Annotated in this window: 17 protein-coding genes and 1 pseudogene; 8 read left to right on the top strand and 10 right to left on the bottom strand. The window is 71.3% G+C overall.

Annotation, left to right across the window (positions count from 1 at the left end):
• Positions 1–26: 26 nt before the first annotated feature.
• Positions 27–506, bottom strand: a complete 480-nt coding sequence (locus tag ACIO3R_RS05940) for a MarR family winged helix-turn-helix transcriptional regulator (RefSeq protein ID WP_402103672.1) — start codon at positions 504–506, stop codon at positions 27–29.
• A gap of 69 nt (positions 507–575) precedes the next feature.
• Between ACIO3R_RS05940 and ACIO3R_RS05945 the strand changes: the two genes are divergently transcribed.
• From ACIO3R_RS05945 to ACIO3R_RS05965, 5 genes are all read left to right on the top strand, one after another.
• Positions 576–1142: a carboxymuconolactone decarboxylase family protein gene (locus tag ACIO3R_RS05945; protein ID WP_402103675.1), complete on the top strand. Its 567-nt coding sequence runs from the start codon at positions 576–578 to the stop codon at positions 1140–1142.
• A gap of 120 nt (positions 1143–1262) precedes the next feature.
• Positions 1263–3206 (top strand): hypothetical protein, encoded by a 1944-nt coding sequence (locus tag ACIO3R_RS05950; protein ID WP_402103677.1) that lies wholly within the window; start codon positions 1263–1265, stop codon positions 3204–3206.
• A gap of 79 nt (positions 3207–3285) precedes the next feature.
• On the top strand, positions 3286–4191 hold the full coding sequence (locus ACIO3R_RS05955; RefSeq protein ID WP_402103680.1) for a metal-dependent hydrolase: 906 nt from the start codon (positions 3286–3288) through the stop codon (positions 4189–4191).
• A gap of 8 nt (positions 4192–4199) precedes the next feature.
• Positions 4200–5276 (top strand): PDR/VanB family oxidoreductase, encoded by a 1077-nt coding sequence (locus ACIO3R_RS05960; protein WP_402104225.1) that lies wholly within the window; start codon positions 4200–4202, stop codon positions 5274–5276.
• A gap of 60 nt (positions 5277–5336) precedes the next feature.
• A complete protein-coding gene (locus ACIO3R_RS05965; RefSeq protein WP_402103682.1) occupies positions 5337–6059 on the top strand; it encodes a TetR/AcrR family transcriptional regulator in 723 nt (240 codons plus the stop codon).
• Between the two features lie 10 nt (positions 6060–6069).
• Here the strand turns inward: ACIO3R_RS05965 and ACIO3R_RS05970 are convergent, their stop codons facing one another.
• The 4 genes from ACIO3R_RS05970 to ACIO3R_RS05985 all read right to left on the bottom strand — a co-directional run bounded on the left by ACIO3R_RS05970 (position 6070) and on the right by ACIO3R_RS05985 (position 15923).
• Positions 6070–6420 carry a 5-carboxymethyl-2-hydroxymuconate Delta-isomerase gene (locus ACIO3R_RS05970; RefSeq protein ID WP_402103685.1) on the bottom strand — a complete coding sequence of 117 codons (351 nt, stop codon included), beginning with the start codon at positions 6418–6420 and terminating at the stop codon, positions 6070–6072.
• A 110-nt stretch (positions 6421–6530) separates the two neighbouring features.
• The gene (locus tag ACIO3R_RS05975; protein WP_385035654.1) at positions 6531–8570 is read right to left on the bottom strand and encodes an ATP-binding protein; all 2040 of its coding nucleotides are present in this window, start codon (positions 8568–8570) and stop codon (positions 6531–6533) included.
• A gap of 196 nt (positions 8571–8766) precedes the next feature.
• Positions 8767–14094 carry a pullulanase-type alpha-1,6-glucosidase gene (gene pulA, locus ACIO3R_RS05980; RefSeq protein ID WP_402103690.1) on the bottom strand — a complete coding sequence of 1776 codons (5328 nt, stop codon included), beginning with the start codon at positions 14092–14094 and terminating at the stop codon, positions 8767–8769.
• 104 nt (positions 14095–14198) lie between these two features.
• The gene (locus tag ACIO3R_RS05985; RefSeq protein WP_402103693.1) at positions 14199–15923 is read right to left on the bottom strand and encodes a carbohydrate-binding module family 20 domain-containing protein; all 1725 of its coding nucleotides are present in this window, start codon (positions 15921–15923) and stop codon (positions 14199–14201) included.
• A 559-nt stretch (positions 15924–16482) separates the two neighbouring features.
• Here ACIO3R_RS05985 and ACIO3R_RS05990 point away from each other — a divergent pair.
• Together ACIO3R_RS05990 and ACIO3R_RS05995 are read left to right on the top strand one after the other, a co-directional pair.
• Positions 16483–18695, top strand: a pseudogene (locus tag ACIO3R_RS05990) (APC family permease).
• A 127-nt stretch (positions 18696–18822) separates the two neighbouring features.
• Positions 18823–19161 (top strand): hypothetical protein, encoded by a 339-nt coding sequence (locus ACIO3R_RS05995; RefSeq protein ID WP_385035660.1) that lies wholly within the window; start codon positions 18823–18825, stop codon positions 19159–19161.
• A 251-nt stretch (positions 19162–19412) separates the two neighbouring features.
• Here the strand turns inward: ACIO3R_RS05995 and ACIO3R_RS06000 are convergent, their stop codons facing one another.
• The 5 genes from ACIO3R_RS06000 to ACIO3R_RS06020 all read right to left on the bottom strand — a co-directional run bounded on the left by ACIO3R_RS06000 (position 19413) and on the right by ACIO3R_RS06020 (position 25437).
• On the bottom strand, positions 19413–20483 hold the full coding sequence (locus tag ACIO3R_RS06000) for a LacI family DNA-binding transcriptional regulator (RefSeq protein ID WP_385035662.1): 1071 nt from the start codon (positions 20481–20483) through the stop codon (positions 19413–19415).
• Complete coding sequence (locus ACIO3R_RS06005) at positions 20468–22144, bottom strand: glycoside hydrolase family 13 protein (RefSeq protein ID WP_385035664.1); 1677 nt, start codon at positions 22142–22144, stop codon at positions 20468–20470. The genes ACIO3R_RS06000 and ACIO3R_RS06005 overlap by 16 nt, the downstream gene beginning before the upstream one ends.
• 105 nt (positions 22145–22249) lie before the next feature.
• Positions 22250–23125, bottom strand: coding sequence for a sugar ABC transporter permease (locus tag ACIO3R_RS06010; RefSeq protein WP_385035670.1), 876 nt, complete (start codon positions 23123–23125; stop codon positions 22250–22252).
• The gene (locus tag ACIO3R_RS06015; RefSeq protein WP_385346611.1) at positions 23119–24138 is read right to left on the bottom strand and encodes a carbohydrate ABC transporter permease; all 1020 of its coding nucleotides are present in this window, start codon (positions 24136–24138) and stop codon (positions 23119–23121) included. The genes ACIO3R_RS06010 and ACIO3R_RS06015 overlap by 7 nt, the downstream gene beginning before the upstream one ends.
• A gap of 21 nt (positions 24139–24159) precedes the next feature.
• Complete coding sequence (locus ACIO3R_RS06020) at positions 24160–25437, bottom strand: extracellular solute-binding protein (RefSeq protein ID WP_402103698.1); 1278 nt, start codon at positions 25435–25437, stop codon at positions 24160–24162.
• A gap of 381 nt (positions 25438–25818) precedes the next feature.
• On the opposite strand from ACIO3R_RS06020, the gene ACIO3R_RS06025 reads away from it, so the two are divergent.
• Positions 25819–26886 carry a LacI family DNA-binding transcriptional regulator gene (locus tag ACIO3R_RS06025; RefSeq protein ID WP_385035967.1) on the top strand — a complete coding sequence of 356 codons (1068 nt, stop codon included), beginning with the start codon at positions 25819–25821 and terminating at the stop codon, positions 26884–26886.
• Positions 26887–26932: the final 46 nt, after the last annotated feature.

The raw sequence follows: 26932 nt of genomic DNA on the forward strand, positions 1-26932 counted from the left end.
AAAGTCCAAGCCCTCACCGAATCCGGTCAGCCGTTGAACCAGCTCGTCGCGTCGAGCCGGAAGGCGTCCGCGGAGGCCATGGTGCGCAGGTCGGCCTCCAGGGCGGCGACCCGTTCGGCGCCGAGCGCCCTGACCCATGCGGCGCGCAGCCGGTCGAAGCCCTCGGCGGAGCGCACCAGTACGTCGATCCCGCGCGGGGAGAGCCGGACGAGTTTGCGGCGGCCGTCCTGGGGATCGTCGGCGCGCTCGACGTAGCCGAGGTGTTCGAGCCGGTCGACGGTCTTCCCGGCGGCCTGTTTGGAGACCCCCAGCCGCCGGCCGATCTCACTGGCGGTCGCCCCGTCGCGGCCCACCGCCTGGAGTGCGTAGCCGTACGCGGGCCGCACCTCGGGGTGGCCCTGTTCGGCCAGCTCGCGGTGGAGCTCGTCGATGATCGACCGGAAGCCGGCGAAGAGCAGCAGGGGCAGCTCGAAGCCCGGAGCGGCCGCTCCCGTGCGCTCAGCCATTGCGGAACTCGACAACCTGGTTTACCTTTTCGTCAATCACGTTGTCGAGTTTACCGCGAGAGGTCAGCCATGCCCGCACCCGTCTCCCCCGACCACTCCCCCCTCTTCCCCGAGCACAGCCTCGAATCCGCCCCCGCCGCCTCACGCCCCGCGATGGCGGCCGTGGCGGCGAAGCAGGGCTATCAGCCCGCCGCCGTCGGTCTGCTCGCCTCCTCGCCGGAGCTGCTCAACGGCTTCCTGAAGATGAGCGCGCTCTTCGAGTCGACGACCCTGGACCCGCTCTCCCGCGAGGCCCTGATCATGACGGTGGCCACCCGTAACGGCTGCCACCTGTGCGTGGCGATGCACACCGCGAGACTCACCGCCCTCGGCGCGGACAGCGGACTCATCGCCGCCCTGCGCGGCGGGAGCCCGTTGCCGGACGAACGCCTGGAGGCGGTACGCCGGTTCACCCTCGCCGTGATCGAGTCGAGCGGCGCCGTGGACGACGACACGCTCCGGTCGTTCCTGGCGCACGGCTACACCTCCCGCAACGCGCTGGAAGTGGTGCTGGGGATCGGCGCCTACACCATGTCGACCCTGGCCAACCGGATGACGGCGGCGCCCGCCGATCCGCAACTGGCCCGGTTCGCCTGAGAGTTCGGCGCAATTCGGGCCAAGGACCCGGACCGCCGCGGGGCCCGTGGCCCGCGCGGCGACGGCACCGGACGGGTCCGCCCGGAGTGACCATCGCACGATTCGCTCGTTCAGCTGAACGTGCGCCCACTGCCAGAGGTACCGTCAGCCGCCCCGGTCGATGCGGAGCAGAACGAGGCCTCGCTCGTCGAGCACTACCCGCGACTGGTCCGGCTCGGCTATCTCGTCCTGCCGCCCTCGCTGGGCCGCTCGCGGCGCGTTCTCGCGGCCCACGCCCTGGCCCAGCGCTCCCTGCAGTCCGCGCACAGGGCCGGTCCGGCGGACGGCGCGGGCGTCCCGCCGGCGCGCCGCCCCGGCCGGGCGGAGACCGCCGGGCCCGGATACGCGTACGTCCGGGGGCAGGTGCTGCGCGGCGCGCTGGCGGCGGGGACACCGCTGCGGCTGCGGTTGCGGACCGGGCGCGCCCCGTTGCCGCCCGTCCTGCCGCTGGTCTGGGGGCTCCGGCTGTTCCCGCACTCCGGCGGCGCCGACGAACTCGCCCTGGAGCAGCGGCTGTCGGAGCTCCGCGGACCGGCGCGCGCCGCGTTCGTCCTGCGTGGCCTGGAGTCGCTCGCGGACTGCGAGGTCCGGCGGGAGCTGGCCGCCGCGGGGGTCGCGGACCCGCACGCGGCACTGCGGGAGGCGGACGGGGTCCCGGCGCCGTACGCGCTGCTCTCCTCGCCCGAGTTCGACCCGTGCTCGCTCCAGGCCAGGCCGCCGGATCTGCCGCGCCGCCGCAGATACGCGCGGGCCTCGCTGGCCGCCGCCGCGGCGCTCGTGGTGTGCGGGGCGCTGCTGGGGCTGCCGGGCGGCGGCTGGGGGCGCGCGGGGCCGGCCGCGCCGCCGTACGCGCGCAATCCGGCCGCGGAGGAGGCCCTTGATCCGGGGGCGTTGCGGGTGGTGACGGCGTCGTTCTGGCGGCGTTCGCCGCGTACCGACTTCACCGCCTGGCCCACCCGGGGCGACCGCGCCGAGGACACCCGGCTGCTGCGGCGGGCGCTGACGGTGTGGGCGCGGCCGGGCAGCGGGGTGCGGACGTCGGCGACGCCGCGGACGCCCACGGGGCCGCCGATGGGGGCCCCGCAGCTGCTGTACGCGGGTGAGGTGGGCGCGTCGGCGGTGGTGCTGTTCCACGACGGGCTGCGCGTCGTGCGGTACGCGGAGCCCCGTGACGCCGATCCGTCCGAGGGCGCGGCGCTCGACTTCGCCCGGGTCGACGGGGCGGACGCGACGTCGTCGGGCGCCCTGGTGGTGGACCGCGCGGGGGGCCGGGTCCGTTATCTGACGGCGCCCTGGGTGCGGCGGGTGTCGGTACGGGATCTGCTCGCGCCGGACCGTGCGCCGCGCCCGCTGCACCGCTCCCCGGACGGGGTGACCGACGCGCTGACCGGTCCGGGGGCCGGCGGCTGCCGGTCCTGGGACGCGGTCGAACTGTCCGACGGCACGGCGGTGCGCCTGATGACGGATCTCGGTGAGCTCGCCCCGGCCCGGCTGACCTCGGGCCCGCCCTCGAAACCGCACGACGTGTCCGGGCGGGCCGAGTTGGGGAGCTGGGAGCGGACCGCCTGCCTGCTGCCCGCGGTACGTTCGCACGGGGTGCGGTCGGTCAACTCCTGGACGTACGCGACGCAGCCGCTGCCCGAGGGGAGCGGTTCGGCGCAGTGGCTGTGCACCCGGGCGGAGACCTGGCGGGGCACCGGGAGCCGGGTCCTCGCCCAGTTCCAGGAGCCGTCCGCGCGACCGCCGGGAAGCCGTCCGCGGGGAGCCGTCGCGGCGCGCTCCGAGGACTCCCCCGCGTGCGGGCCCCGTATGCCGCGGGTACTGGCGGGCGTGCTGTGGAAGTCGCGCGGCGGCCGGTGGTACGTACTCGCGGCGGGCAGCGAGCAGTTCACCTCGCTGACCACGTCCGGCGGGGTGACGGGGAGCACGCGGGGGCGGCTGCTCGCGGTGCCCGCCGGTGCGGGCGACCGGGCGGATCTGGACGGGGAGCTGGCGGACGGCAGCCGGGTCGGGGCACTGCGGTGAGCGCGGGCCGGTGGGGACGGGCTCAGGAATTCGCCGCAGGCCCCTGTTCCCCTGGCCTACCCCTCAGTACATTGACAACATGTCTAACACGCAGCCAGCGGCGGTCGCGTCGGAGCGGATCGCGCTCAAGGCCCGCCGGGTCTCCTTCGCCTGGGACAGGACGCCCCTGCACTGGGTGCCGGGCGACCCGTTCACCACGCACACCATCAACGTGCTCCATCTGCTGCTCCCGGCCGGGGAACGCTGGTTCATCCACGTCTACCGCCAGGTGCTTCCGTACATACATGACGAGCAACTGCGCCAGGACGTCATCGGGTTCATCGGCCAGGAGGCGATGCACTCCCAGGCCCACGACGACGTACTCCCGCACCTGAGAGACCTGGGCCTCGACCCGACGCCGTACACGGCCCAGGTCGACTGGCTCTTCGAGAAGCTGCTCGGCGACCGGACGCTGCCGCCGGGGCGGGCGCGCACGTGGTGGCTGATGGAGCGGGTCGCGACGATAGCGGCGATCGAGCACTACACCGCGTTCCTCGGTGACTGGATACTGAACGCCGAGGAGCTGGACCGGCGCGGCGCCGACCCCACGATGCTGGATCTGCTGCGCTGGCACGGCGCGGAGGAGGTCGAGCACCGGTCGGTCGCCTTCGATGTGTTCATGCACGTCGACGGCGGATACCGGCGGCGGGTGCGGACCTGGGCGACGGCGTTCTCCGCCCTGGCCTTCCTCTGGCAGCGCGGCGCCCGGTTCTTCATGGAGAACGACCCCAGCCTGCTGGACGGCAAGGCGTCGTTCCGGCAGTTCTACCGCGGCGGCAGGCTCGGCACCCTGCCCAGCACGCCCTCGATGCTGCGGTCGATCCCGCGCTATCTGAGCCGCGGCTACCACCCCACCCAGGAGGGCAGTACGGCGCAGGCCGTCGACTACCTCGCCCACTCGCCCGCCGCGGTCGCCGCGGAGGCCCGCACCACGGAAGCCGGCTGACCATGCCCCTGCCCCTCCCCCGGCTGCGGACCGCCGTCGTGGTGGCCGGTGCCGCGCTGCTCGCCAAGCGGGCGATGCGCCGGCGCATAGAGAAGTCCCCGCTGTGGCCGCTGCCCGCCCTTGAGGAGCCCGTCTCCGGCCACTCGCGGCGCCGCTCGACCACCGGCCTGCGGCTGCTGGTCACCGAGCGGTCCACTCCCGCCGACGGGGTCGTGCTGCTCCGCCTGAAGGGTTCCGGCCTGCCGCGCTGGCAGCCCGGCGCCCATCTGGACCTGGTGCTGCCGTCCGGACTGATACGCCAGTACTCGCTGTGCGGCGACCCGTCCGACCCGGACTCGTACACCGTCGCGACCCGGCTCGCCGAGGACGGCCGGGGCGGCTCCAGAGAGGTGCACGAACGGCTCCGCGAGGGCGAGGAGGTCGAGATCCGCGGCCCGCGCAACCGCTTCCCGCTGGCGGACGCCCCCGCGTACGTCCTCATAGCGGGCGGCATCGGCATCACGCCGATCCTGCCGATGCTCCGCGCGCTCGCCGCCTCCGGAGCGGACTGGCGGCTGCTGTACGGGGGCCGCAGCCGGGCGACGATGCCGTTCCTGGACGAGATCGGGGAACTGGACGCGGACGGCGGCCGGGTCACCGTCGTACCGCAGGACGAGGCGGGCCACCCGGACGTCGCCGCGGCACTGGCGGACGCGGCGGCGGGCACGGCGGTCCACTGCTGCGGTCCCGAGCCCCTGATGGAGGCCGTCGCCGCCGCGCTCCCGCCCGGCTGCACCCTGCACCTGGAGCGCTTCTCCGCGACGGCCCCGGACGCCACCGGCTCCGCGGCCTTCGAGGTGGAGCTGCGCCGCTCGGGCCGCACGGTCCGGGTGGCGGCGGGCCGGTCGGTGCTGGCCGCCGTGCGCGCGGAGCTGCCGCACGTCCCGTACTCCTGCGAGCAGGGCTTCTGCGGGACCTGCCAACAGCGCGTCCTGGCGGGCGAGGTGGACCACAGGGACGATCTGCTCACGGACTCCGAGCGGCGGGACTCGATGCTGATCTGCGTGTCGCGGTGCCGGGGCGAGCGGCTGGTGCTCGATCTGTAGGCGGCCGGGAACGGACCCGCGCGCCGCGCCCCGGGCGCGCCGGTCGGTACGCTGTTCCCCATGACGACCGGGGTACGGCGCAGGATGGGCGTCGAGGAGCGCAGGCAGCAGCTGATCGGTGTCGCGCTGGAGTTGTTCAGTCACCGCTCCCCCGACGAGGTGTCGATCGACGAGATCGCCGCCGCCGCCGGGATCTCGCGGCCGCTGGTCTACCACTACTTCCCGGGCAAGCAGAGCCTGTACGAGGCGGCGCTGCGGCGGGCGGCCGACGAGCTGGCGACCCGGTTCCTGGAACCGCGCGAAGGCCCCCTGGGCGCACGGCTGCTGCGGGTGATGGAGCGGTTCTTCGACTTCGTCGAAGAACACGGCCCGGGGTTCGCCGCGCTGATGCGGGGCGGCCCGGCCGTGGGCTCGTCGACGGCGAACGCGATGATCGACGGGGTGCGGCAGGCGGCCTGCGAACAGATCCTGGCCCACCTGGGGGTCGAGAAGCCCCCGGCCCGGCTGGAGTTGGTCGTACGGTCCTGGGTGTCGCTGGCCGAGTCGACGGCCCTGATCTGGCTGGACGGGCGGCACATCCCGCGCGCCGAGCTGGAGTTGCAGCTCGTGCACGACTTCGCGGCGCTGATCGCCGTGAGTGCCGCGTACAACGCGGAGATGGCGGGCATCGTGCTGCGGGTCCTCGCGCAGGAGCCGGCGGACGGGCCGTTCGGGGACCTGCTGGTGCGGCTCTCCGCGCTGGCGCCCGCCGTGCCGGCCGTGCCCCCGCAGCGGCCGGCGTAGCGGGACCGGCTCAGCGCTTGCGGTAGGAGGGGTCGAGGTCACGGGTCTCGGCGGAGAGGTGCAGGGTCAGCCCCTCGGCCGGCCGGATGTGGCCGGCCAGCAGTTCCAGTACGGATTCGGCGAGCTGCGCCTTGAGCTCCGGGGTGCGGCCGGCCAGCATCGCGATCTCGATGTGCACGATCGCGTCGCCGTCGGGGGCGTCCGCCACCGCCGTCCCCGCGACCTGGCGGAAGCGGGTCTTGCAGGCGGCGGTCCTGGTACTGACCGTCTCGGCGATCAGCGGGTGCAGCGCCCCCGCGAAGCCCTGGAAGTCGAAGGTCTCGTCGAGCTCGGCGGAGTAGTCGACGGTGATCTGCGGCATGGCGGTCTCCTGGGCGGGGCGCGGGTGGTGGCCGCCCCACTCTTCCCCGAGCGGGGCAGGCGCACAAGCCGGGCCCGCTCCCTGATCCGGCATGATCCGGACGAGAGGCCTCAGGTGAGCAGTTCGCCGTGGAGTGCGAGCGCCAGACCCGCTTCCGCGCTGTCCGCCCGGCCCCGCTCGTAGGCCCGCTGGTAGGCGGCGTCACCGACGGCCTCGCGGGCCTGGCGTTCGCAGGCCTCGCGCAGCGGGCCCAGCTCCGGGGTGCCCCGCTGCGGGTGGCCGACCATCCGCCAGTAGAGCTGCCCGGTGCCGTACACCCGGGCGGCGTGGGCGCCCTCGCCCTGGGCGGCGACCGCGGCGGCCAGGATGTCGAGGCCGAGCGCGATGCCGAAGCTGTCGCGGAGCCGGTGCTTGCCGACGAGCATGGACCGGGCGTGTGCGGCGGCCGCGTCGGCGCGGCCCTGGAGCAGGGCGATCAGCGCGAGTTGGTAGTCGACGTAGCTGCGGGTCCAGCACTCGTCCATGGCCTCGCAGGCCGCGCGCAGGACAGCCGCGGCCGCGGCGGCCTCGTCCAGCCGGCCGAGGCTGGTGAGGGCGAAGACGGTGATCAGGTGGCAGCGCAGCCGGTAGGCGGATTCGAGCGGGGTGGTGCTCGCCTCCGTGCTGCGCAGCACCCGGTCCGCCTCGCGCAGGCTCAGCTCGGGCCGGCCGACCATCAGATGGGTGAGGCCGCGCAGGTACGCGGCGGCGAGGATGCCCTCGTCGGACCCGTCCTCGGCCGCCGCCCGTACGCACTCGGCACCGATCCGCTCGGCGGCCGGGTAGTCGCCCTGGAGCATCACGCAGATGCCGAGCACCCACAGGGCCCGGGTGCGGTGCGGGCCCTGGGCCGGGCCGAGGTCCAGGGCGCGCTGCGCGTAGCCGCGGGTCTGCGGCAGGTGTCCGCAGCAGCACCAGAAGAACCCGATCCGGCCGGCCATCTCCTGGGCGGCGGCGGTGTCGTGGGCGAGCAGGTGGTCGAGGGCCGCGCACAGGTCGGCGTGGGTGTCGGCGATGCGGTGGTACCAGCTGATCTGGTCGTCGCCGGTCCAGCCCGCGTGGGCGCTGCGGGCCAGTTGCAGGAAGCAGGCGGCGTGCCGGTCGGCCGCGGCGCGTTCCTCGCCGAGTTCGGCCAGCCACATCCGGCCGTACTCGCGGATGGTGTCCAGCATCCGGTGGCGCGGGCCGTCGCGCACGACGACCGATTTGGCCACCAGCCCGCGCAGCGCCGTGTGGACCCCGTCCCCGGTGAGCGGTCCCCCGGCGCAGACCTCGCGGGCGGTGGCCTCGTCGAAGTCGCCGCGCAGCACGGTCAGCCGGGCCCAGAGCAGCCGTTCCAGCGGGGTGCACAGTTCGTGGCTCCAGCCGATGGTGGTGCGCAGGGTGCGGTGGCGATGCGGCCGGATAGACGCGTCGGCGAGGAGATCGAGGCGGGAGCCGATCCGCAGGGCGATCTGCTCGACGGTGTGCCGCCCGGTGCCCGCCGCCGCGAGTTCGATGGCGAGCGGGATGCCTTCCAGCCGGCGGCAGATCTCGGCGGCCGCGGCGGCGGTGCCGGAGGCGTCGAACGCGGTGCCGGGGGCGGCCGCGGTGGCCCGGTCCCGGAACAGGGTGAGGGCGTCGGCGGCGCCGTCGACGGGGAGCGGCTCCACCTCGACCAGTTGCTCGTCCTTGATGCCGAGCGGCTGTCTGCTGGTGGCGAGCACCGTGAGTCCGGGTGAGGTGGTGAGGATCTCGCCGAGGAGGTGGGCGCAGGCGGGGCGCAGGTGTTCGCAGGAGTCCAGGACGAGCAGCAGCTGTTTGTCGGCGAGCCACTCGCACAGCACGTCCATGGGCATCCGCAGGGTGTGGTCGCTGAGCCCGACGGCGTCGGAGACGGTGGCGAGGAGCAGTCCGTCGTCGTGGAGCGGGGCGAGGTCGGCCCACCAGACGCCGTCGCGGTACCCGGGTTCCGCGCGGCCGGCCGCGCGGACCGCCAGCCGGGTCTTGCCGACCCCGCCCGCGCCGGTGAGCGTGGTCAGCCGGCGGGTGGCGAGGGCGCGTTCGATCCGGCCCAGCTCCGTCCTGCGTCCGACGAAGCTCGTGGTCTCCTCGGGGATGTAGCTCACCATCGTCACCGTCGCTGAACAGGTGGAGAGGCCGGGTCCCGGCCCCCGCGCCCGGTACGGCACCGGCGGGCCGACGGCGCGGCTGCCGGTGCGTACGGGGCGGGGGCCGGGACCCGGCCGGGTGGAGTGGGAGGGCGCGCCCGGGAGTGTGGCGGTGCGACTCTCCCCGGCGGCTGGCCTCACGGTAGACCTGTTGCGGTCAGTGCAACGAGAACACCGCCACAGTGCGACCCGGGACGGTGAAACTTCCCGAACTCCGCTCGTACGTCGACTTCTTGACGGTAGAATCCGCGCCCGCAGCCTGGATGGGGTGCAGGGCGTAGTTCCTGCCCGCGAGGGAAGCGATCTTCTGGGTGGTGGCGCCGGGGGCCGCGTTGAGAACGACCACCAGCTTCCCGAGCCGCATGGTGATCACCCCGGGGGTCTCGTCCTTGCCGGAGAGCGGGAAGGAGAGGGCGGACTGCACCTGCCCCTCGGTGGAGAGGCCGAAGTCCTTCTCGGTGGCGCGGATGGTGAGCAGGTCCCGGTACGCGGCCGAGGCGCCGTTGATCTGTGCGCACCCCGGGCTGATCGTGGCGTTGGTCAACAGCGGCTCGGCATAAGGCCACTTGTCCTCGTTGTCGGCGGCGGGCGGCAGTCCGCGGCCGAAGCCGTTGCCGGCGCGGCAGTCCCAGTGCAGGGCGTTGAACCAGTCGCCGCTGTCGAAGGAGTTGCGGTCCAGGGACTTGGAGCGCAGCAGGTCGGTACCGGCCTGGGAGAGCGAGGGGCCCTGCGAGAGGGTGGCCGTCGCCATGGCCAGGACCTGCGCTCTGGCCCGGTCGGCTGCCGGGGTGCCCGCCGGGAGCTTGAAGGCGAGGGTGTCGTACAGCGTCTCGTTGTCGTGGGCGTCGGCGTAGGCGAGCGCGTCGCCGGGGGCCGCGGCGTATCCGGCCGGGGCTCCGTTGTAGTCGACGTCCGAGCCCTTGACCGTGCTGCCGGAGCTGTCGGTGAAGGTGTAGCCGGCGAGGCTGCCGGTGAGCCCGACCTTGATCAGGTCCTGGTAGTGGAGCAGCCGGGCCCTCTGCTCGGCCTTCGTACCGTTCCCGGTGGAGGTGTTGGGGTCGGTGTAGAGGCCGGTGGCGAAGCCCTGCACGCCGGGGTCCTCGTCGAACGGGCTGCCGCCGCGCACCGCGTCGCGGGCCCGGTCGGAGAAGGTGGCGATGCCGGTGCCGGCCATGTTCTTCTGGGTGGCCTGGACGAAGCGGGCGTCGTCGGCGATCTCACCGAAGTTCCAGCCCTCCCCGTACAGGATGATCTTCTTCCCGTCGACGCCGTCCTTGGCGACGGTCAGGGCGTCCAGGGCCTTGCGGACGGCCAGGATGTTGGCCTTGGGGTGGTGTCCCATCAGGTCGAAGCGGAAGCCGTCGACCTTGTACTCCCTGGCCCAGGTGACGACCGAGTCGACGACGAGCTTGCCCATCATGGTGTTCTCGGGTGCGGTGTTGGCGCAGCAGGTGGAGGTGGCGACGGTGCCGTCCTCCAGCAGCCGCTGGTAGTAGCCGGGCACGATCCGGTCGAGGACGGACTTGTCGTCCTGGCCGGAGGCGACGGTGTGGTTGTAGACGACGTCCATGACGGTCCGCAGACCGGCGCCGTTCAGCCCCTGCACCATCTGCCGGAACTCGACCGTGCGCCGGGTGCCGTCCGGGTCGGAGGCGTAACTGCCCTCCGGGACGGTGTAGTGCAGCGGGTCGTAGCCCCAGTTGAACGCGTCCTTCGCGGCGGTCTTCGCCACGCAGGCCTGCTGCTCCCGGGAGTCGGGGGCGTGGGCGGACAGGTCGCAGGCGGGCTTGAGCTGGTCCTTCTTCCTCTCGGGGATGGTGCCGATGTCGAAGGCGGGCAGCAGGTGGACGTAGCCGGTGCCGGAGTCGGCGAGCTGCTTGAGGTGCTTCATCCCGTCGGAGCGGGTGTCGGTGAAGGCCAGGTACTCGCCGGGGTGCCTGAACGTGGGGTCCGCGATCGAGAAGTCACGGATCTGGAGTTCCTGGATCCGGGCGTTCCGCAGCGGCACCGCGGCGGGCTTGCGCAGCCCGCTCCAGCCCTTGGGCGCGAGCCCGGCGTCGTCGAGGTCGACCACGAGGCTCCGGGCGGAGTCGGTGGTCAGTGCCGTGGAGTAGGGGTCGGTGACCTTGTTGGTGACGAGCTTCTGGACGGTGGGCGCCCAGACCTCCACCACGTACCGGTAGGGCTTGCCGTTCCAGTCCCGCTTCCCGGTGACGGACCAGACGCCGGTGCGGTCGTCGCGCCGCATCGGGACGGTACGGCCGCCGAGTTCGAGCGAGACGCCGCGGGCGGTGGGCGCCCAGACGGACAGGGTCGGGGTGCCGTGCCGGAAGACCGGTCCGAGCGAGGCGCTGCTCGCCTTCGTCCCGTAGAGGTCGTCGAGCACCCCGGCGCTCTGTACGCCGGTGGCGGCGAGCAGGGCGCCGTTGGCCGCCCGCTGGGTGGCGATCAGCTGGCCGCGCAGCGCCTCGCGGACCCTGTCCCGGTCACGGGCGTCGACGGTGAACGCGGGGTAGTCCTTGAGGTGCGGGTACTTCGCCTTCTGCGCGTCGGTCAGCGCGGACGGGCTGAGCCGCAGCCACTGGCCCTCGTCGGAGAGTGCGCCGTCGACGACGGAGATACCGCCGTTCGACGCGTAGACGAGCTGCTGGCTGGTGGCGTCGGTGGTCTTCACCTTCCAGACGACGGTGTCGGAGTCGATCCACTGCGCCTCGGCCTTCGTCAGGTCGGGGGTGGGGGCGGCGCCGGTCTGCGGCAGCAGATAGCCGGCCGTGCCGCCGAGCATCCACACCTCGTGGCCGTTGCTCGCGAGGTCGAGGGACTGGTCGCTGGGCAGGTCCTTCTCGTCGCCCCGGTGCAGGATGTAGCTGAGCGAGGTGGCCCCGTCGGTGAGCGGGACCTCGAACGTCAGGCCGGAGGCGTCCTTCTTGGCCGGCTGGAGCGGCTTGGCCCAGTCGGTCGGCTCCTTGGCGCCGGTCCAGGTGTGCAGCCCCCAGCCGTCGTAGTCGCCGTCGGCCCGGTAGTAGTGCAGGACGGCCTTGCCGGTGTCCTGCGGCGGGTAGGCGCCGTCGGGGGCGGTGGCCGACTGGCCGTCCTCCCCCTGGGCGATCCAGACCTGCCCGGTCTTCGCGAGGTCGACGGAACGTTCCGGCCCGTCGGCGGCGCCGCCCCTGGCGACGGTGTACGGGACCGAGTCGGCGCCCTCGGGCACCTTGATCCAGGCGAAGGCTCCGTAGGCGTCCCGCCCGGTGAAGTCCGCGGTGGTGTCGCCGGACCTGGCCTGCCAGCCGTCGTAGTCGCCGTCGGCACGCTTGTAGTGGATGACTGCGTAGTCGCGTTCGACGGCTACGGGCTTCGCCGGTGCGGGTGTCTGTCCGGCGGCCGAGGAGGCGAGGGCGCTCGCGGTGCGCCCGGCGCGGTCAACCACGACGGCCTTGTAGCGCAGGGGCGTTCCGGCGGCGGTCTTGGCACTGATGGTCTGGGTGACCCGGTACGGGGCGTGGTCGGCGGAACCGAGGGTGGTCCACTTCCCGTTGCCCTGCTGGGCGGCGAAGACGACCCGGTCGAGGGAGCCGCCGTCCACGTCGGCGGTCAGCTCGACGGTGCCGGTGGCTCCGGCGGCCGGTGCCTTCAGGGAGATCGCGGGCCTGGCGGCGGGGGCGCCGAGCGGCTTCTCCGCGCGGAGCACGATGCTGGACAGGGCGGGCACCGTGACGGTGACCTTCCGGTCCGCGCCGCTGCGGACCGTACCGGAACCGCCGTACAGGGTACGGAAGTCCATCCGGGCGGACTCGGTGGGCAGCTCGACGGTCTTCGCGGCCGCGCCGTTGTTGGTGGCGACGACGTACTCGTTGCTGTGCGCCGGGTCCGTACGGGAGAAGGCGTAGACCGAGCCCTGCGCGTACCGCTCGGTCTGGACGCCGTCCCGCAGCGCCGGGTTCTTCGCGGTCAGCTCGGAGAGCGCGGCGATGGAGCGGTAGAGGGGGTGCTCGGTGTCGTACGCGTCGGAGGCGTGCGTGCGGTCGGTGCCCAGCTCGTCGTCGTCGAGGTAGTCGGCGGTCTTCGAGGCGAACATGGTCTGGCGGGCGTCCTTGTCGCCGCCGGCGCCCGTGAAGCCCTGTTCGTCGCCGTAGTAGACGACGGGGTTGCCGCGGCTGAGGAACATCACCTCGTTGGCCAGACGCGCCCGCTTCACCAGCTCCGCGTCACCGGCCTTCGGGTTGTCCTGCTTGAGGAAGGTGCCGATGCGGCCCATGTCGTGGTTGCCGAGGAAGGTCACCTGCTCGTAGGCGTTGGCCTTGTCGGTGGTGTACCGGTAGTCGTCCGCGAAGACGGCGGCGAGCTTCGAGGCCGGGGCGCCCTGCGAGGCGTACTGGCGGGCCGCTTCCTGGAAGGGGAAGTCGAGCGTCGCGTCCAGCCGGCCCCGGGTGACGTAGGGCGAGGTGATCGCGGTGTCGGCGGAGTAGACCTCGCCGAACATGAAGAAGTCCTTGCGGCCGTGCTTGGCGGCGTAGGTGTCGAGCGCGGTCGCCCACTGGGTCCAGAAGTCCAGGTCGACGTGTTTGACGGTGTCGATGCGGAAGCCGTCGATATCGAAGTCACGGACCCACTTCTCGTAGATCTTCTCCATGCCGGAGACGACCTCGGGCCGCTCGGTCCACAGGTCGTCGAGCCCGGAGAAGTCGCCGTACGTGGTGGACTCGCCGGCATAGGTCGAGTCGCCTCGGTTGTGGTACATCGTCGGGTCGTTGAGCCAGGACGGCGTCTTGCCGCCGGTGGTGACCGGCTTGTACGGGAAGGAGTCGGCGTCCACCTTCGCCGTGCCCGCGGCGTCGTCGAAGGGGCGGCCGTTCCGGTCGAGGTACGGGTAGGCGCCCTTGGGCTTGTAGCCGTACGTCTTCTCGGCGTAGTCGACGGTGTCGGCGGTGTGGTTGGTGATGACGTCGAAGAAGACCTTCATGCCCTTGCCGTGGGCCTTGTCGATCAGCTTCGTCAGGTCGGCGTTGGTGCCGAAGTGCGGGTCGACCTGGGTGAAGTCGGTGATCCAGTAGCCGTGGTAGCCGGCCGAGGCGTCCTTGCCGGTGCCCTGCACGGGCCGGTTCCTGAAGATCGGGGCGAGCCAGATCGCGGTGGTGCCGAGCCCCTTGATGTAGTCGAGCCTGTTCGTCAGCCCCTTGAGGTCGCCGCCCTGGTAGAACCCCTTGTCGGTGGGGTCGTACCCGGTCTCCAGCCGGGAACCGGTCAGCCCGCCCCGGTCGTTGCCGGTATCGCCGTTGGCGAACCGGTCGGGCATCACGAAGTAGAACTGCTCACGGGTCAGATCGTGGCGGGCGGGCTGTGCGGCCAGCTCGGCGTCCGACGGCGCGGCGGGCGGCCTGGCCGCGGCGGCGGGCAGCGCGGGCACGAGGGCCGCGCACAGCGCGGCCGCGACGACGGCGGCGGGCGCCGCTCTTCGCGCGGGCACGCGCGGGGACGGACGTATCACTCGGGTTCTCCTCGACGGGGTACGGGGCCGGACGGGCGGTGTTCAGCCCGTCCGGCGATTGAGGACACCGCGCGGCCGGAGACCGCGCGGCCCACGGAGAGACCTCAGCTGCGCCAGACGTCCGCGTTCAGAACGACCTTGCCGGAGGACGGCACGGTGGCCGTGCGGTTGGCACCGCTCTCCCAGGTGACGTTGCCGCTCGCGTCCTTGCGGACGTACTTGTACTCGAACGACGTACCGGCGGGCAGGCTCACATCGAGCTTCCAGACGGGGTACGTGGCCGGGTCCAGCTTCGGCGCGGCGGCGGGGTTCCAGTTGCCGAGGGCGGACTGGTTGCCGGTGACGTAGATGTTCTGGCCGAGCTGGGTGGTGGCGTTGACGCCGAAGGAGGCGCCGGAGGTGCCCGTACCGGGATCGGTCGGGTCCGTCGGGTCCGTCGGACCGGTACCGGAGCAGGTGCGGGCACCGGTCTGGAGGGCGAGGGCCGTGTTCGCGCCGAGCGTGGCGGTGAACTGGCCGGAGCCGTTGACGGTGACGCCCTTGCCGGACTGGATGTCGCAGTAGTCACCGGCGGACAGCGAGGTCTGGAAGGTACGGGTCAGCGAGGAGCCCTCGTGGTTGATCGCGACGTACGCCTTGGAGCCGCGGCCGAAGGCGATCTGGTCGCCGCCGTTGTCCCACCAGTTGGTGACCGCCTCACCGCGCGCGGTGTTGCGGAAGCCGACCATGGAGGAGATCTCGCGCCAGGCGTGCTGGCACTTCCAGCCGTCGCTGTAACAGGCGTTGACCGTGCCGCCGTTGGGCGGACCGGCGTCCTTGTCGGACCACTCGTAGCCGGAGTGGACGTCGGGCGAACCGTAGGGCCAGGCCAGCATGAACACGCTGGCGAGCGTGTAGCTTGCGCCGTCCTTGTAGTTCAGCGTCTCACCGTTGCGCTCGGTGTCGTGGTTGTCGACGAAGACCGCGGCCTTCGAGGAGGACATGAAGCCCCAGCCCTCACCGAAGTTCTTCAGGTAGGCCAGGTTCTCGTTGTTGAAGACCTGCTTGAGGCTGCGGGCGTAGCGGAACTCCTGGACGTCCCCGGTGCCGGCGTACTCGTCGGGCGAGACGGCCTCACCGGCTCCGTAGATCGCCTCCTGCTTCCAGTAGGCGCCGGAATTGCTCAGCCGGGACTTGATGTTGGCAAGGTCGCCCTCGGGGATGTGCTTGGCCGCGTCGATGCGGAAGCCGTCGACGCCGAGCGAGAGGAGGTCGTTGAGGTAGCCGGCGATCCTGCCGCGGACGTAGTCCTCACCGGTGTCCAGGTCGGCCAGGCCCACGAGTTCGCAGTGCTGGACGTTGTAGCGGTCCTGGTAGTTGCTGATCTGCGCGGTGCAGTCGTCCATGTCGGGTGCGGAGTACAGGCCGGGGTAGTTGTACTTCGTGTACGAGGAGCCGCCGGTGCCGGTGCCCGAGCCCGCCGACATGTGGTTGATGACGGAGTCGGCGACGACCTTCACGCCCGCGCCGTGGCAGGTGCTGACCATGTTGGCGAACGCGTTCCGGTCGCCGAGCCGTCCGGCGATCTTGTAGCTGACCGGCTGGTACGAGGTCCACCACTGCCCGCCCTGGATGTGCTCCTGGGGCGGCGAGACCTGTACGTAGCCGTAGCCGGCCGGGCCGAGGGAGTCCGTGCACGCCTTGGCTACGGAGTCGAACTTCCACTCGAACAGAACCGCGGTGACGTCCTTGGTGCCCGGCGTGGCGGCCTGGGCACTCGTGGTGGGGACCACGAGGGCGGCGGCGCCCGCTATCAGGGCGAGCGCGGCAGACAGGGGTCTGCTGGCCATGTTTTCCTCCTGCGGTGGGGGAAATGCGGGTAACGGTGCAGCCTCGTCCGGCAACGCGCCCTGCCCTCAAGGCCCCTGCATGTTCTTGCTGCAAGAATGCAAACCTTGCCGCGGGGAGACCGTACGAGCCCACCAGGCCCCGGTCAACCCTTTGGACATGAGCCGCTCACATCCCGCTCACACCCGCGAAATACCGCAGCTTCCTCCCTGCAAGGCCTTACGCAAGACATTGCAGACCTGTTACGTTTCTCCCGACTCCGGTCCGGCCGGCCGGGGGTCCCGTTACCCCGGGCCCCACGCGCCCGGCCGGCCGGGCCGGTCACGGACAAGAGAGGCACCGGGAGCCGCCCACTCCCCGCAGGCCCGTTCAGGGCCGGCTCCCGGTGCCTCTCCTCTTCCGGCGCCATCGTCACCCGGCAGGTGGCACACGGGTCGGGGCCGACGCCACGCTCGCCCGCACGAGGCCGGCTCAACGGATTTGTCCCTGTTGTTGTCCACACTGAGCGATGTGAACAAGGCGCAATCCAAGGGTCATGAAGAGGACGATCAGGACTCCGGCGTGCCTCGTCCCTCCGAGGTACTGCCGGCTCTCGACCAGGAGCAACTCCGCGTGCTGCGCCAGGTCGGCCGGCAGTGGAGTCGCGCGGCCCCGCAGTCCGGGGCAGAACACCGGGCGCTTCCCGTTGACCCTGACACGGGCGCGTTCCCCCCGGCGGCGGAGATTCAGCCCACCCGGTTCGGTCAGCTGGTGCGCGTCACGTCCCTGGGCAGCTCCGCATCGGAGCAGGCGGCCGACGGCGTGGACGAGGTCACTCGCTCGCGGATGGCCCGCTTCGCGCATCGCTCCCGCCGGGTGGTGCTTGGATCGCCACTGAAGAGCACCGCCGTCGTACGCGAAAGCATGCGGAAACTCGTGGCCCTGCCGGTGCTCTCGGCCGACGCCCTGTCCTCGGTGGCCTACGGCCCCGAGGCGATGCTGACCGTACTCGTACTCGCGGGCACCGCCGGGCTGGCGTACTCCCTGCCCATCGCGGCCACCATCGCCTTTCTGATGCTGGTGGTCGGGGTGTCCTACCGGCAGACGATCCGCGCCTACCCCCACGGGGGCGGCTCCTACATCGTGGCCGGCGACAACCTGGGACTCCTGCCGGGGCTGCTGGCAGCGGGGGGTCTGCTGATCGACTACATCCTCACGGTCGCGGTCTCGATCGCCTCCGGGATCGCCGCGATGACCTCCGCCATCCCCTCACTGGCGCCGGCCACGGTCCCCCTGGGCCTGATCATGATCGCCCTCCTGCTTGTCGGGAACCTGCGCGGGATCCGGCAGGCCGGCGTCCTGTTCGCCGCACCGACCTACGCCTTCGTCCTCGCCATGTTCGCCCTCATCATCAGCAGCCTGGCGGACGCCGCCGGGAACGGCTTCGAGCCGGCCCCCACCCCCAGCTGAACGCGACCGAAGGCCTCGGGATCCTGCTCGTCATGCGTGCCTTCGCCTCCGGCTCCACGGCCATGACCGGCATCGAGGCCATCTCCAACGCCGTACCGGCCTTCCGGCCCGTCCGATGGCGCAACGCCCGCGCCACCCTCACCTGGATGACCGGCCTGCTCATCGCCATGTTCGCGGGCGTCATCACCATCGTGCACCTGCGTGGTGTCATCCCCCGCAGCGGCGAGACCGTCCTGTCCCAGCTCGCCCACCTGACTTTCCATTCCGGACCGATGTACGTCTTCGTCCAGGCAGCCACCGCGGCGGTCCTCCTCCTCGCGGCGAACACCGCCTACAACGACTTCCCCCGCGTGCTGTTCCTCCTGGCCCGCGACGGCCACGCCCCCCACATCTTTCTCAGGCAGGGCGACCGACTGGCCTTCAGCAACGGCATCGCCCTGCTGTCGGTGGCTGCCGCACTCGTCTTCGTGGTGTTCGCCGGCAACACCGACTCACTGATCCCGCTGTACGCCGTCGGCGTCTTCCTCGCCTTCAGCCTGTCGCAGACGGGCATGGTGGTGCACTGGCGCCGCGTCCGCACCCGGCACTGGCGCAAGAGCCTGACGTTCAACGCCACTGGGGCAGTGCTCTCCACACTCGTCCTGATCACCGCTGCCCTCACCAAGTTCACCTCCGGCGCCTGGGTCGCCCTCATGGCCATCGGTCTGTTCTTCCTCGTGGCCACACGCATCCGGCACCACTACCGATCGGCCGGCGCAGCGCTCCGGCTCCGTCCCGACGGCGCCGAAGCACCCGACCGGATCGGCGCACGTGCTCCCGCCCCCGCGCCGATGCCGACGCAACACCCTGGACAGCCCGGAGCAGGAGGGACCGACCACGACATGGCGGAAGGCGAGGAAGAGGAGGAGGAAACACCCCAGGCCGTACATCACCTGGCGGTCGTCGCCCTCGCCTCCCTCGACCTCGCCGGCCTCCGCGCCCTCGCCTACGCGGTCTCACTCCAGCAACCCACACTCGCCCTGCACATCAGCCCCAGCGAAGAGGAGGCACAGCGATTCCGCGACTACTGGACCACCTGGGGCGACCACGTGCCGCTGCACGTCGTCCTCTCCCCCTGCCGTGCGATCGTCGCGCCGCTGATCCACTACATCGAGGCACTTCACCACCAACGCCCCGGCCTCACCATCACGGTGATCCTCCCGGAGATCGTCACACAGCACCTGCGCCACCGGCTCCTGCACAGCAAGGACGCCGCCCGCCTTCGCCGCGCCCTGCGCCCACTGCCCAAGATCGTCGTCACAAGCGTTCCCTTCCACATCCCTTGAGGAAGGGCCAGGGGCCCGGGGCCAGTTGGGGCCATGGAGCAAGTTGACTTGTTTCGTTGGGCTAATCGGAGTCGGCGCGTGGAAAAATCGCCGCGACCGCAACACGGTTCCCCGAAGGAGAACGCCCATGCGCCTGCATCGACGTATTGCCGCCACTGCCGTGTCGCTTGCCATGGCCTCGAGCGGCCTGGTCGCTCTCGCTGTTCCTGCCGCGTCGGCCGCCCCGGCCGGCGCCCAAAGCTGCAACGGCAAGCCCGTCACGGGCAGCGCCGGGCATGCCGGCTGGCTCTTCCAGTGCAACAGCGGGACAGGTGTCAACTGGCGGACCAAAATCGTGTGCCTCGGCGCTCCGCAGCCCTACACGCACTACGGCAACACCGTGAGCGGGAGCAAGTCGGGCGCCTCGACCGCGTGGTGCGCGGTTCCCGGCCACTGGGTGGACAGCGCGGACATAGCCCCTGCGTAGGTCTCGGGCCCCGCGGAGTCCTGTCAGGGCTCCGCAGGGCATCCCCGGTGCGGAGGGTTGCCGAAAGGGACCGGTGTGAGGCCGGCCGGTCGGCCTTGCCGCAGGCAGCACCTCGGACCGGCTGGCGGCCATGCCGAATCCGACGGTGGCCGGGAAGCACACCAGCGGGCGAGGACGTTGACCGGGCGGTCGTCCATGCCGGCCCGGTGCGATGCGGCCGGGCCGGCAAGGACGGGCGCCCGGGGCCGGCTTCAGGCTCCGCGCACCGCCGCCGCCACCGCCGCCGTCGACCCCCGCACCACCAGCTCCGGCTGGAACACGTACTCCGTGCGCTGTACGGGGCTTCCGCCGATCTCCTCCAGCAGGGCGCCCACCGCGGCTGCCGCCATCGCCTGTACGGGCTGGCGGACCGTGGTCAGCGGCGGGTCGGTGAACGCGATCAGCTGCGAGTCGTCGAAGCCGACCACGGACACGTCACGCGGCACGTCGAGGCCGCGGTCCCGGGCGGCCCGCACCGCGCCCAGCGCCATCAGGTCGCTGCCGCAGACGATCCCCGTGCACCCCCGGTCGAGCAGCGCACCCGCCGCCACCTGGCCGCCCTCGACGCTGAACAGGGTCGAGCACACCAGGAGTTCGGCCTCGGCGCGGTCCAGGCCGAGCAGCGACACCGCGGCGTCCACGAAGCCGTCCCGTTTGCGGCGGGACGGCACGTAGCGCTGCGGGCCGATCGCCAGGCCGACCCGGCGGTGGCCCAGTTCGGCGAGATGGCCCACGGCCATCCGCACGGCGGCGGTGTCGTCGGGCGAGACGAACGGGGCGCTGATCCGTTCGTTGTAGCCGTTGATCAGGACGAACGGCACACCGCGGTCGGTCAGCGCGGCATAGCGCGCCGGGTCGGCCGAGGTGTCGGCGTGCAGTCCGGAGAGGAAGACGATGCCGCCGACGCCGCGTTCGACGAGCTGCTCGACGAGTTCGTCCTCGGTGGCGCCGCCGGGCAGCTGGGTGCAGAGCACCGGCGTGTAGCCGTGACCCGCCAGAACCTGTTCGACGCACTGCGCGAACGCCGGGAAGATCGGGTTGGTGAGTTCGGGTGTCACCAGTCCTATGAGTCCGGCGCTGCGCTGCCGCAGCCGTACCGGGCGCTCGTAGCCCAGGATGTCGAGCGCCGCGAGCACCCGCTGACGCGTGGTGTCCGCGACGCCCGGCTTGCCGTTGAGCACCCGGCTGACGGTCGCCTCGCTGACCGAGGCCTGCCCGGCGATGTCGGAGAGCCTCAGCGCGCTGCCGGCTCTGGGCGGGGGGACGGTCACACCGTCCACCACACCGTGGTGTCGGCCGGCAGCTCGATCTCGGCGCCGTCGGTGGTGACCGGCTCGCTGGACAGCAGGACGGTGCCGCGCACGGGGATGCGGACGGCGGAGCCCGTCGTGTTGACGGTGCAGACGAAGCCGGGACGGGCGAGGATCAGCAGCCCCTCGGGGGCGTCCAGCCACTCCACCGCGGTGCCCGCGCCGAGTCCGGGGTGCGCCCGGCGGGCGGCGATCGCCGCCCGGTACAGCTCCAGGGTGGAGCCGGCCACGCCGGTCTGGGCCTCGATGCTGAGCTCGCCCCAGCCCGCGGGCTGCGGCAGCCAGCTGCCGCCCTCGCCGAAGCCGTGACTGCTGCCCTCGCGGGTCCACGGGATCGGCACCCGGCAGCCGTCGCGGAAGCCGTCCTGGCCCTCGGCGCGGAAGAACGACGGGTCCTGGCGGGCCTCGTCGGGCAGGTCGGTGACGTCGGGCAGGCCCAGCTCCTCGCCCTGGTAGACGTAGGCGGATCCGGGCAGCGCCAGCATCAGCAGTGTGGCCGCACGGGCCCGGCGCAGGCCCAGCTCGCGGTCGCCCGCGGTACGGATCTGGGTGCCGAGGCCGGGCGGGTTGGCGAACCGGGTGGCGTGCCGGGTGACGTCGTGGTTGGAGAGCACCCAGGTGGTGGGGGCGCCGACCGGGCGCATCGCGTCCAGCGAGGTGTCGATGACGTCGCGCAGCGCCTCCGCGTCCCAGGAGGTGGCCAGGTACTGGAAGTTGAACGCCTGGTGCATCTCGTCGGGACGCACGTAGTTGGCGGTGCGCTCGACGGTCGGGGTCCAGGCCTCGGCCACCGCGATGCGGTCGCCCGGGTACTCGTCGAGGATGGTGCGCCAGCTGCGGTAGATCGCGTGCACGCCGTCCTGGTCGAAGAACGGCATGACATCGTTGCCCAGCAGCTTCAACTGGTCGTGCGTGCCCAGGTCGGGCAGGCCCTCGGCCTTGACGAGGCCGTGCGCGACGTCGACACGGAAGCCGTCGACGCCCATGTCGAGCCAGAAGCGCAGGATCGAGCGGAACTCGTCGGCAACGGCCGGGTGTTCCCAGTTGAAGTCGGGCTGCTCGGGCGCGAACAGGTGGAGGTACCAGTCGCCGGGCGTGCCGTCCGGGTCGGTGGTCCGGGTCCAGGCCGGTCCGCCGAAGATGGACTCCCAGTCGTTGGGCGGGAGTTCGCCGTCGGCGCCCTTGCCGGGGCGGAAGTGGTAGCGGTCGCGCAGGGCGGAGCCGGGGCCCTCGGCGAGCGCGCGCTTGAACCACTCGTGCTGGTCGGACGAGTGGTTGGGCACCAGGTCGACGATGATCCGCAGGCCCAGGTCGTGGGCGTCCCGGATCAGGGTGTCGGCGTCCAGCAGGGTGCCGAACATCGGGTCGATGGCCCGGTAGTCGGCGACGTCGTACCCGGCGTCGGCCTGCGGGGACGCGTAGAAGGGGCTGAGCCACACCGCGTCGACGCCGAGGTCCTTGAGGTACGGGAGCCGGGCGGTGACGCCTGCGAGATCGCCCATGCCGTCGCCGTTGCCGTCGGCGAAACTGCGCGGATAGACCTGGTAGATCACCGCGTCCTGCCACCAGCCGGTGCGGTGGCCCGGGGCGTCGGTGGACGTGCCGGCGGAGGGGGCAGCGAGGTGCTGGGTCATGTCGTCCCTGGGGTGTCTGGGTGGGGAGTGGCGCCGGAACCGGGTCGGGATGCCGGCGCCACCGTGACTGGTGCGTGCGGGTCGTACGGTCGTGCCGTGTGGCCGTCAGCCCTTGACGGCTCCGGCGGACATGCCGGTGACGAGGTGCTTCTGCGCGAACAGGAAGACCAGGGCCGCGGGTATCGCGATGAGCACGGACGCGGCGGTCATCGGACCCCACTGGGCCCCGTACTGGTTGACGAACAGCTGGAGTCCGCCCGCGAGCGTGAGGTTGTCCTCGCCGACCATGAAGGCGGAGGCGTACGCCACTTCACCCCATGCGGTGATGAAGGAGTAGAACGCGGTGACGGCGAGACCGGGCTTGGCCAGCGGCAGGACGAGCCGCCAGAACGTGCCGAACGGGGTGAGCCCGTCGACCTGCCCCGACTCGTCGATCTCACGCGGGATGGTGTCGAAGAAGCCCTTCATCATCCAGGCGCAGAACGGCACCGAGATGGTGAGGTAGGTGATGACCAGGCCGGCGGGCTTGTTGAGCAGTCCCATGCCCGCCATGATGTTGTAGATCGGCACGATGAGGACGGCGACCGGGAACATCTGGGTGATCAGCAGCGTCCACATCAGGCCGCGCTTGCCGGGGAAGCGGAAGCGGCTGACGGCGTAGCCGGTGGAGGCGGAGATGATGACGCCGAGGAGCGTGGTGAGCCCCGCGACGAGCAGCGAGTTGCCGAACCAGGTCAGGAACTTCGTGTTCTGGATCAGGTTCGTGTAGTTCTCGAACGTCGTGTCCTTGAAGAAGTCCGTGGTGGTCGCGTAGGCGACGGGCTTCAGCGAGGTGAGCAGCACCCAGAGCACGGGGAAGACGGCGATCACGGACGCGACGACGAGTGTCAGGTGCAGTGCGGTGGAGGCCAGCGGTGAACGCTCGCCGCGCGTCCTGACCTTGGGCGCGGAGTGCCGCGCGGTGGGGATGGTGGTCACCAGTCGTCTCCCTGGGTGCGCAGGACTCGCCGGTAGACGGCGGCGAAGATCAGCAGGAGTACGAGGATCAGTACGCCCCAGGTGGAGGACTGCGCGAAGTCGCGCGGGCTGATCTCGAAGGAGAACTTGTACGCCTGGGTGACCAGGATCTGGGTGGCGTCGCCGGGTCCGCCGCGGGTCAGCAGGAAGATCACCGGGAACATGTTGAAGGTCCAGATGGTGGAGAGCAGGATCACGGTCGTGGAGACCGGCCGCAGTCCGGGCAGCGTGATGTGGCGGAAGCGCTGCCAGGCGGTGGCGCCGTCCATCTCGGCGGCCTCGTAGTGCTCGCTGGGGATGGACTGGAGGCCGCCGAGGAGGGCGACCATCATGAACGGCACCCCGAGCCAGACGTTGACGGCGATGACCGAGAGCTTCGCCCAGGTGGGGTCGTTCAGCCACGGTATGCCGTCGATCCCGGCACCGGAGAGGATCTTGTTGAGCAGCCCGCGGTCCTCGTTGTAGAGGAAGCGCCAGGCGAAGACGGAGACGAAGCCGGGGATGGCCCAGGGCAGGATGAGCGCCATGCGGTACGCGGAGCGCCCGGCGATCCGGCGGTTCAGGATGTTGGCGAGCGCCATGCCGAGGCTGAAGGTGATGGCCACACAGGAGACCGTCCACACCAGGGTCCAGCCGAGCGTGCCGAGGAACTGGTCGCCGGTGAGGGCGTCGGCGTAGTTGTCCAGGCCCACGAACTTGTACGTGGCGGGCAGGTGGTTGACGCCGATGGACCGTTCGACGTTGCGCTCGTTGGCATCGGTCAGTGACAGGTAGATGCCGCGGACCAGCGGATACCCGATGATCACGCCGATCACGACGATGACCGGGGCGACCATGGTCCAGGCGTACCAGTGCGTCGACAGTGCCCGCCGGAGCCTGCTCGGGGGCGGGGGGTTACCAGTACCGCGGCTCCGGCCGCGGGCGACGACGTCGTCGCCCGCGGCCTTCGCCACCGACTGGCTGGTGTGGACAGCCATCAGCCGGCCTGCCTTCCTGGGTTACTTCCAGCCCTTGAGGAGCTTGCGGTAGGAATCGCCGGTCGTCTTGACGGCCTTCTCCGGCGTGGTCTGTCCGGTGAGGACCTTGGTGTACTCGGTGACGAGCGGCGCGAAGAGGCTGCCGGTCTCCGGGATCCAGGGGCGCTCGACGGCGCTCTCGACGACCGGCTTGAAGAAGCCGACGATCTCGTTGTCGACGACGCTCTCCTGCGCGTAGGCGGAGGTGCGGGTCGGCAGGAGGTTGAGCTCCTTGGTGACCTGGGCCTGGGTCTTGACGGAGGTCATGTAGTCGACGAAGGCGTACGAGGCGTCGAGGTTCTTGGAACCGGCGTAGACGGCGAGGTTGTGACCGCCCTGCGGGGCACCCTGTGCGGCGGAGCCGGCCGGGACGGGGGCGACGCCCAGGTTGGCCTTGTCCTTGAACTCCTTGCCGGAGTAGGTGTCGGCGACGGCCCACGGGCCGTTGATCATCATCGCGACCTTGCCGTCCTTGAAGGACGACTGCATGTTCTCCCAGCCGTCCGTCGCGTCGGTCTTCGCGGCGCCGGAGTCGACCAGGTCCTTGACGACCTTCATGGCCTTGACGCCGGCCGGGTTGTCGATGGTGACGGACTGGTTGGAGGCGTCGACCATGTCGCCGCCCTCGCCGTACAGGAAGGACAGGAACCAGTACGCGTCGTCGCCGCGCAGGTAGAAGCCGGTCTTGCCGGTCTTGGCCTTGATCTTCTTGGAGACGGTCTTCAGCTCGTCGACGGTCTTGGGGACCTCGACGCCGGCGTCCTTGAAGATCTTCTTGTTGTAGAAGATGCCCATGGAGTCGATGACCTGCGGCACCGCGTACGTCTTGTCCTTGTACTTGGTGGACGCGGCGGCCTGCTTCAGGAAGTCGTCCGCCTTCTGGAGCGCGGGGGTGCCGTCCAGCGGGGCGAGGTAGCCGAGGTCGGCGAACTCGGGCGTCCACGCGACCTCGGAGCGGATCACGTCGGGGGCGCCGGAGCCGGCCTGCGCGGCGTTCTTGAACTTGTTCTGCGCGTCGCCGAAGGGGACGTTGACGTACTTGACGTCGACCTTCGGGTGCTCCTTCTCGAAGCCCTCGGCGATCTTCTTGAAGACCTTGTCCTCGCTGCCCGCGGTGGAGGTGTCCCACCACGTGACGGTGCCCGAGAGCTCGCCCGAGCTCTTGGAGGTGCCGTTGGAACTGTCGTCATCGCTGCCGCAGGCGGTCGCCGCGAGCGCCAGGGCCGCGACCAGGGCGGTGGCCGTTATGCCACGTCGCATCTGAACTCCTTCAACTGCCGTACCGCTCCGTCGCGGCGCCGGGTCGACGTGAACGTAACAAGGATGAAAGAAGGCCGAAAGAGTTTGCGGAAGATTTCTGCAAGCTCCGGCGATCGTTACATTCGCGTGTCCTCACGGTTGCCGTCAAGCCTCTTGACGCGGACCCCCATCCCCTGGCAGGAGCGGGCCACCGCCCGCTATTCCGCGGTGTGACGATCTGACGGCAGCCTGCGGGCCGACCCCGCAAGACCTTGCAAGATGTTGCTGCGGCACCCCGCGGGCGGAACCCCGACCGGCGCAGGCGGGCGGGCCAGCGCCCGCCCGTGTCCGATTCCTGTGCATGGTGGGCAATCCGACCCGCTCCCGGTACAGTCCAGTCCCATGACCGCACGGCTTGCCGATATCGCAACTCAGGCGGGGGTCAGCGAAGCGACGGTCAGCCGTGTACTGAACGGCAAGCCCGGTGTTGCCGCTGCCACCCGCGAATCCGTCCTCGCCGCACTCGACGTCCTGGGCTACGAGCGGCCCGTACGGTTGCGCAGGCGCAGCGCGGGTCTGGTCGGTCTGATCACGCCCGAGCTGGAGAACCCCATCTTCCCGGCGCTCGCCCAGGTCATCGGGCAGGCGCTGACCCGGCAGGGCTACACCCCGGTACTGGCGACCCAGACGCCCGGCGGCTCCACCGAGGACGAGCTGACCGAAATGCTGGTCGACCGCGGTGTCTCGGGCATCATCTTCGTCTCCGGACTGCACGCCGACACCTCGGCCGACATGCAGCGCTACGAGCAACTGCGTGCCCAGGGAGTCCCCTTCGTACTGGTTAACGGTTTCTCGCCCAAGGTGCAGGCGCCGTTCATCTCACCGGACGACCGCGCCGCGATGCGGCTGGCGGTGACGCACCTGGTGTCGCTGGGCCACACCCGGATCGGGCTGGCGGTCGGCCCCAAGCGGTTCGTCCCCGTGGTCCGCAAGATCGAGGGCTTCCACGCCACGATGCGGGAGCAGTTGAACCTCACCCCGGACGAGGTGGAGGGGCTGATCCAGCACTCCCTGTACACGCTGGAGGGCGGCCAGGCGGCCGCCTCCGCGTTGATGGAGCGGGGCTGTACGGCGGTGGTGTGCGCGAGCGACATGATGGCGCTCGGTGCGATCCGGGCCGCCCGCAGGCTCTCCAGGGACGTGCCGCGCGATCTGTCGGTGGTCGGTTACGACGACTCCCCGCTCATAGCGTTCACCGATCCGCCGTTGACCACGATCCGGCAGCCGGTCACGGCGATGGGCCAGGCCGCGGTGCGTACGCTCCTCGAAGAGATCGGCGGCACACCCGCCCCGCACAGCGAGTTCGTCTTCATGCCCGAGCTGGTCGTGCGCGGCTCCACCGCCGCGGGTCCCGGGCCCGGCGCGGCCTCGGCCGCCCCGCCCGTCCAAGGATCCCACGCGCAGCCGTAATCCGCAGGACGTGCGACCAGCCCGCAGGACGTGCATCCCGCTCCCG

Origin of the sequence: Streptomyces sp. NPDC087428 (assembly GCF_044744085.1) — a bacterium.
Taxonomy (GTDB): Bacteria; Actinomycetota; Actinomycetes; order Streptomycetales; family Streptomycetaceae; genus Streptomyces.

Coding starts and splice junctions, on each gene's coding strand:
- ACIO3R_RS05940 (WP_402103672.1), bottom strand. CDS start 506: ATGGCTGAGCGCACGGGAGCGGCCGCTCCGGGCTTCGAGCTGCCCCTG.
- ACIO3R_RS05945 (WP_402103675.1), top strand. CDS start 576: ATGCCCGCACCCGTCTCCCCCGACCACTCCCCCCTCTTCCCCGAGCAC.
- ACIO3R_RS05955 (WP_402103680.1), top strand. CDS start 3,286: ATGTCTAACACGCAGCCAGCGGCGGTCGCGTCGGAGCGGATCGCGCTC.
- ACIO3R_RS05965 (WP_402103682.1), top strand. CDS start 5,337: ATGACGACCGGGGTACGGCGCAGGATGGGCGTCGAGGAGCGCAGGCAG.
- ACIO3R_RS05970 (WP_402103685.1), bottom strand. CDS start 6,420: ATGCCGCAGATCACCGTCGACTACTCCGCCGAGCTCGACGAGACCTTC.
- ACIO3R_RS05975 (WP_385035654.1), bottom strand. CDS start 8,570: ATGGTGAGCTACATCCCCGAGGAGACCACGAGCTTCGTCGGACGCAGG.
- ACIO3R_RS05985 (WP_402103693.1), bottom strand. CDS start 15,923: ATGGCCAGCAGACCCCTGTCTGCCGCGCTCGCCCTGATAGCGGGCGCC.
- ACIO3R_RS05995 (WP_385035660.1), top strand. CDS start 18,823: ATGCGCCTGCATCGACGTATTGCCGCCACTGCCGTGTCGCTTGCCATG.
- ACIO3R_RS06005 (WP_385035664.1), bottom strand. CDS start 22,144: ATGACCCAGCACCTCGCTGCCCCCTCCGCCGGCACGTCCACCGACGCC.
- ACIO3R_RS06015 (WP_385346611.1), bottom strand. CDS start 24,138: ATGGCTGTCCACACCAGCCAGTCGGTGGCGAAGGCCGCGGGCGACGAC.
- ACIO3R_RS06020 (WP_402103698.1), bottom strand. CDS start 25,437: ATGCGACGTGGCATAACGGCCACCGCCCTGGTCGCGGCCCTGGCGCTC.
- ACIO3R_RS06025 (WP_385035967.1), top strand. CDS start 25,819: ATGACCGCACGGCTTGCCGATATCGCAACTCAGGCGGGGGTCAGCGAA.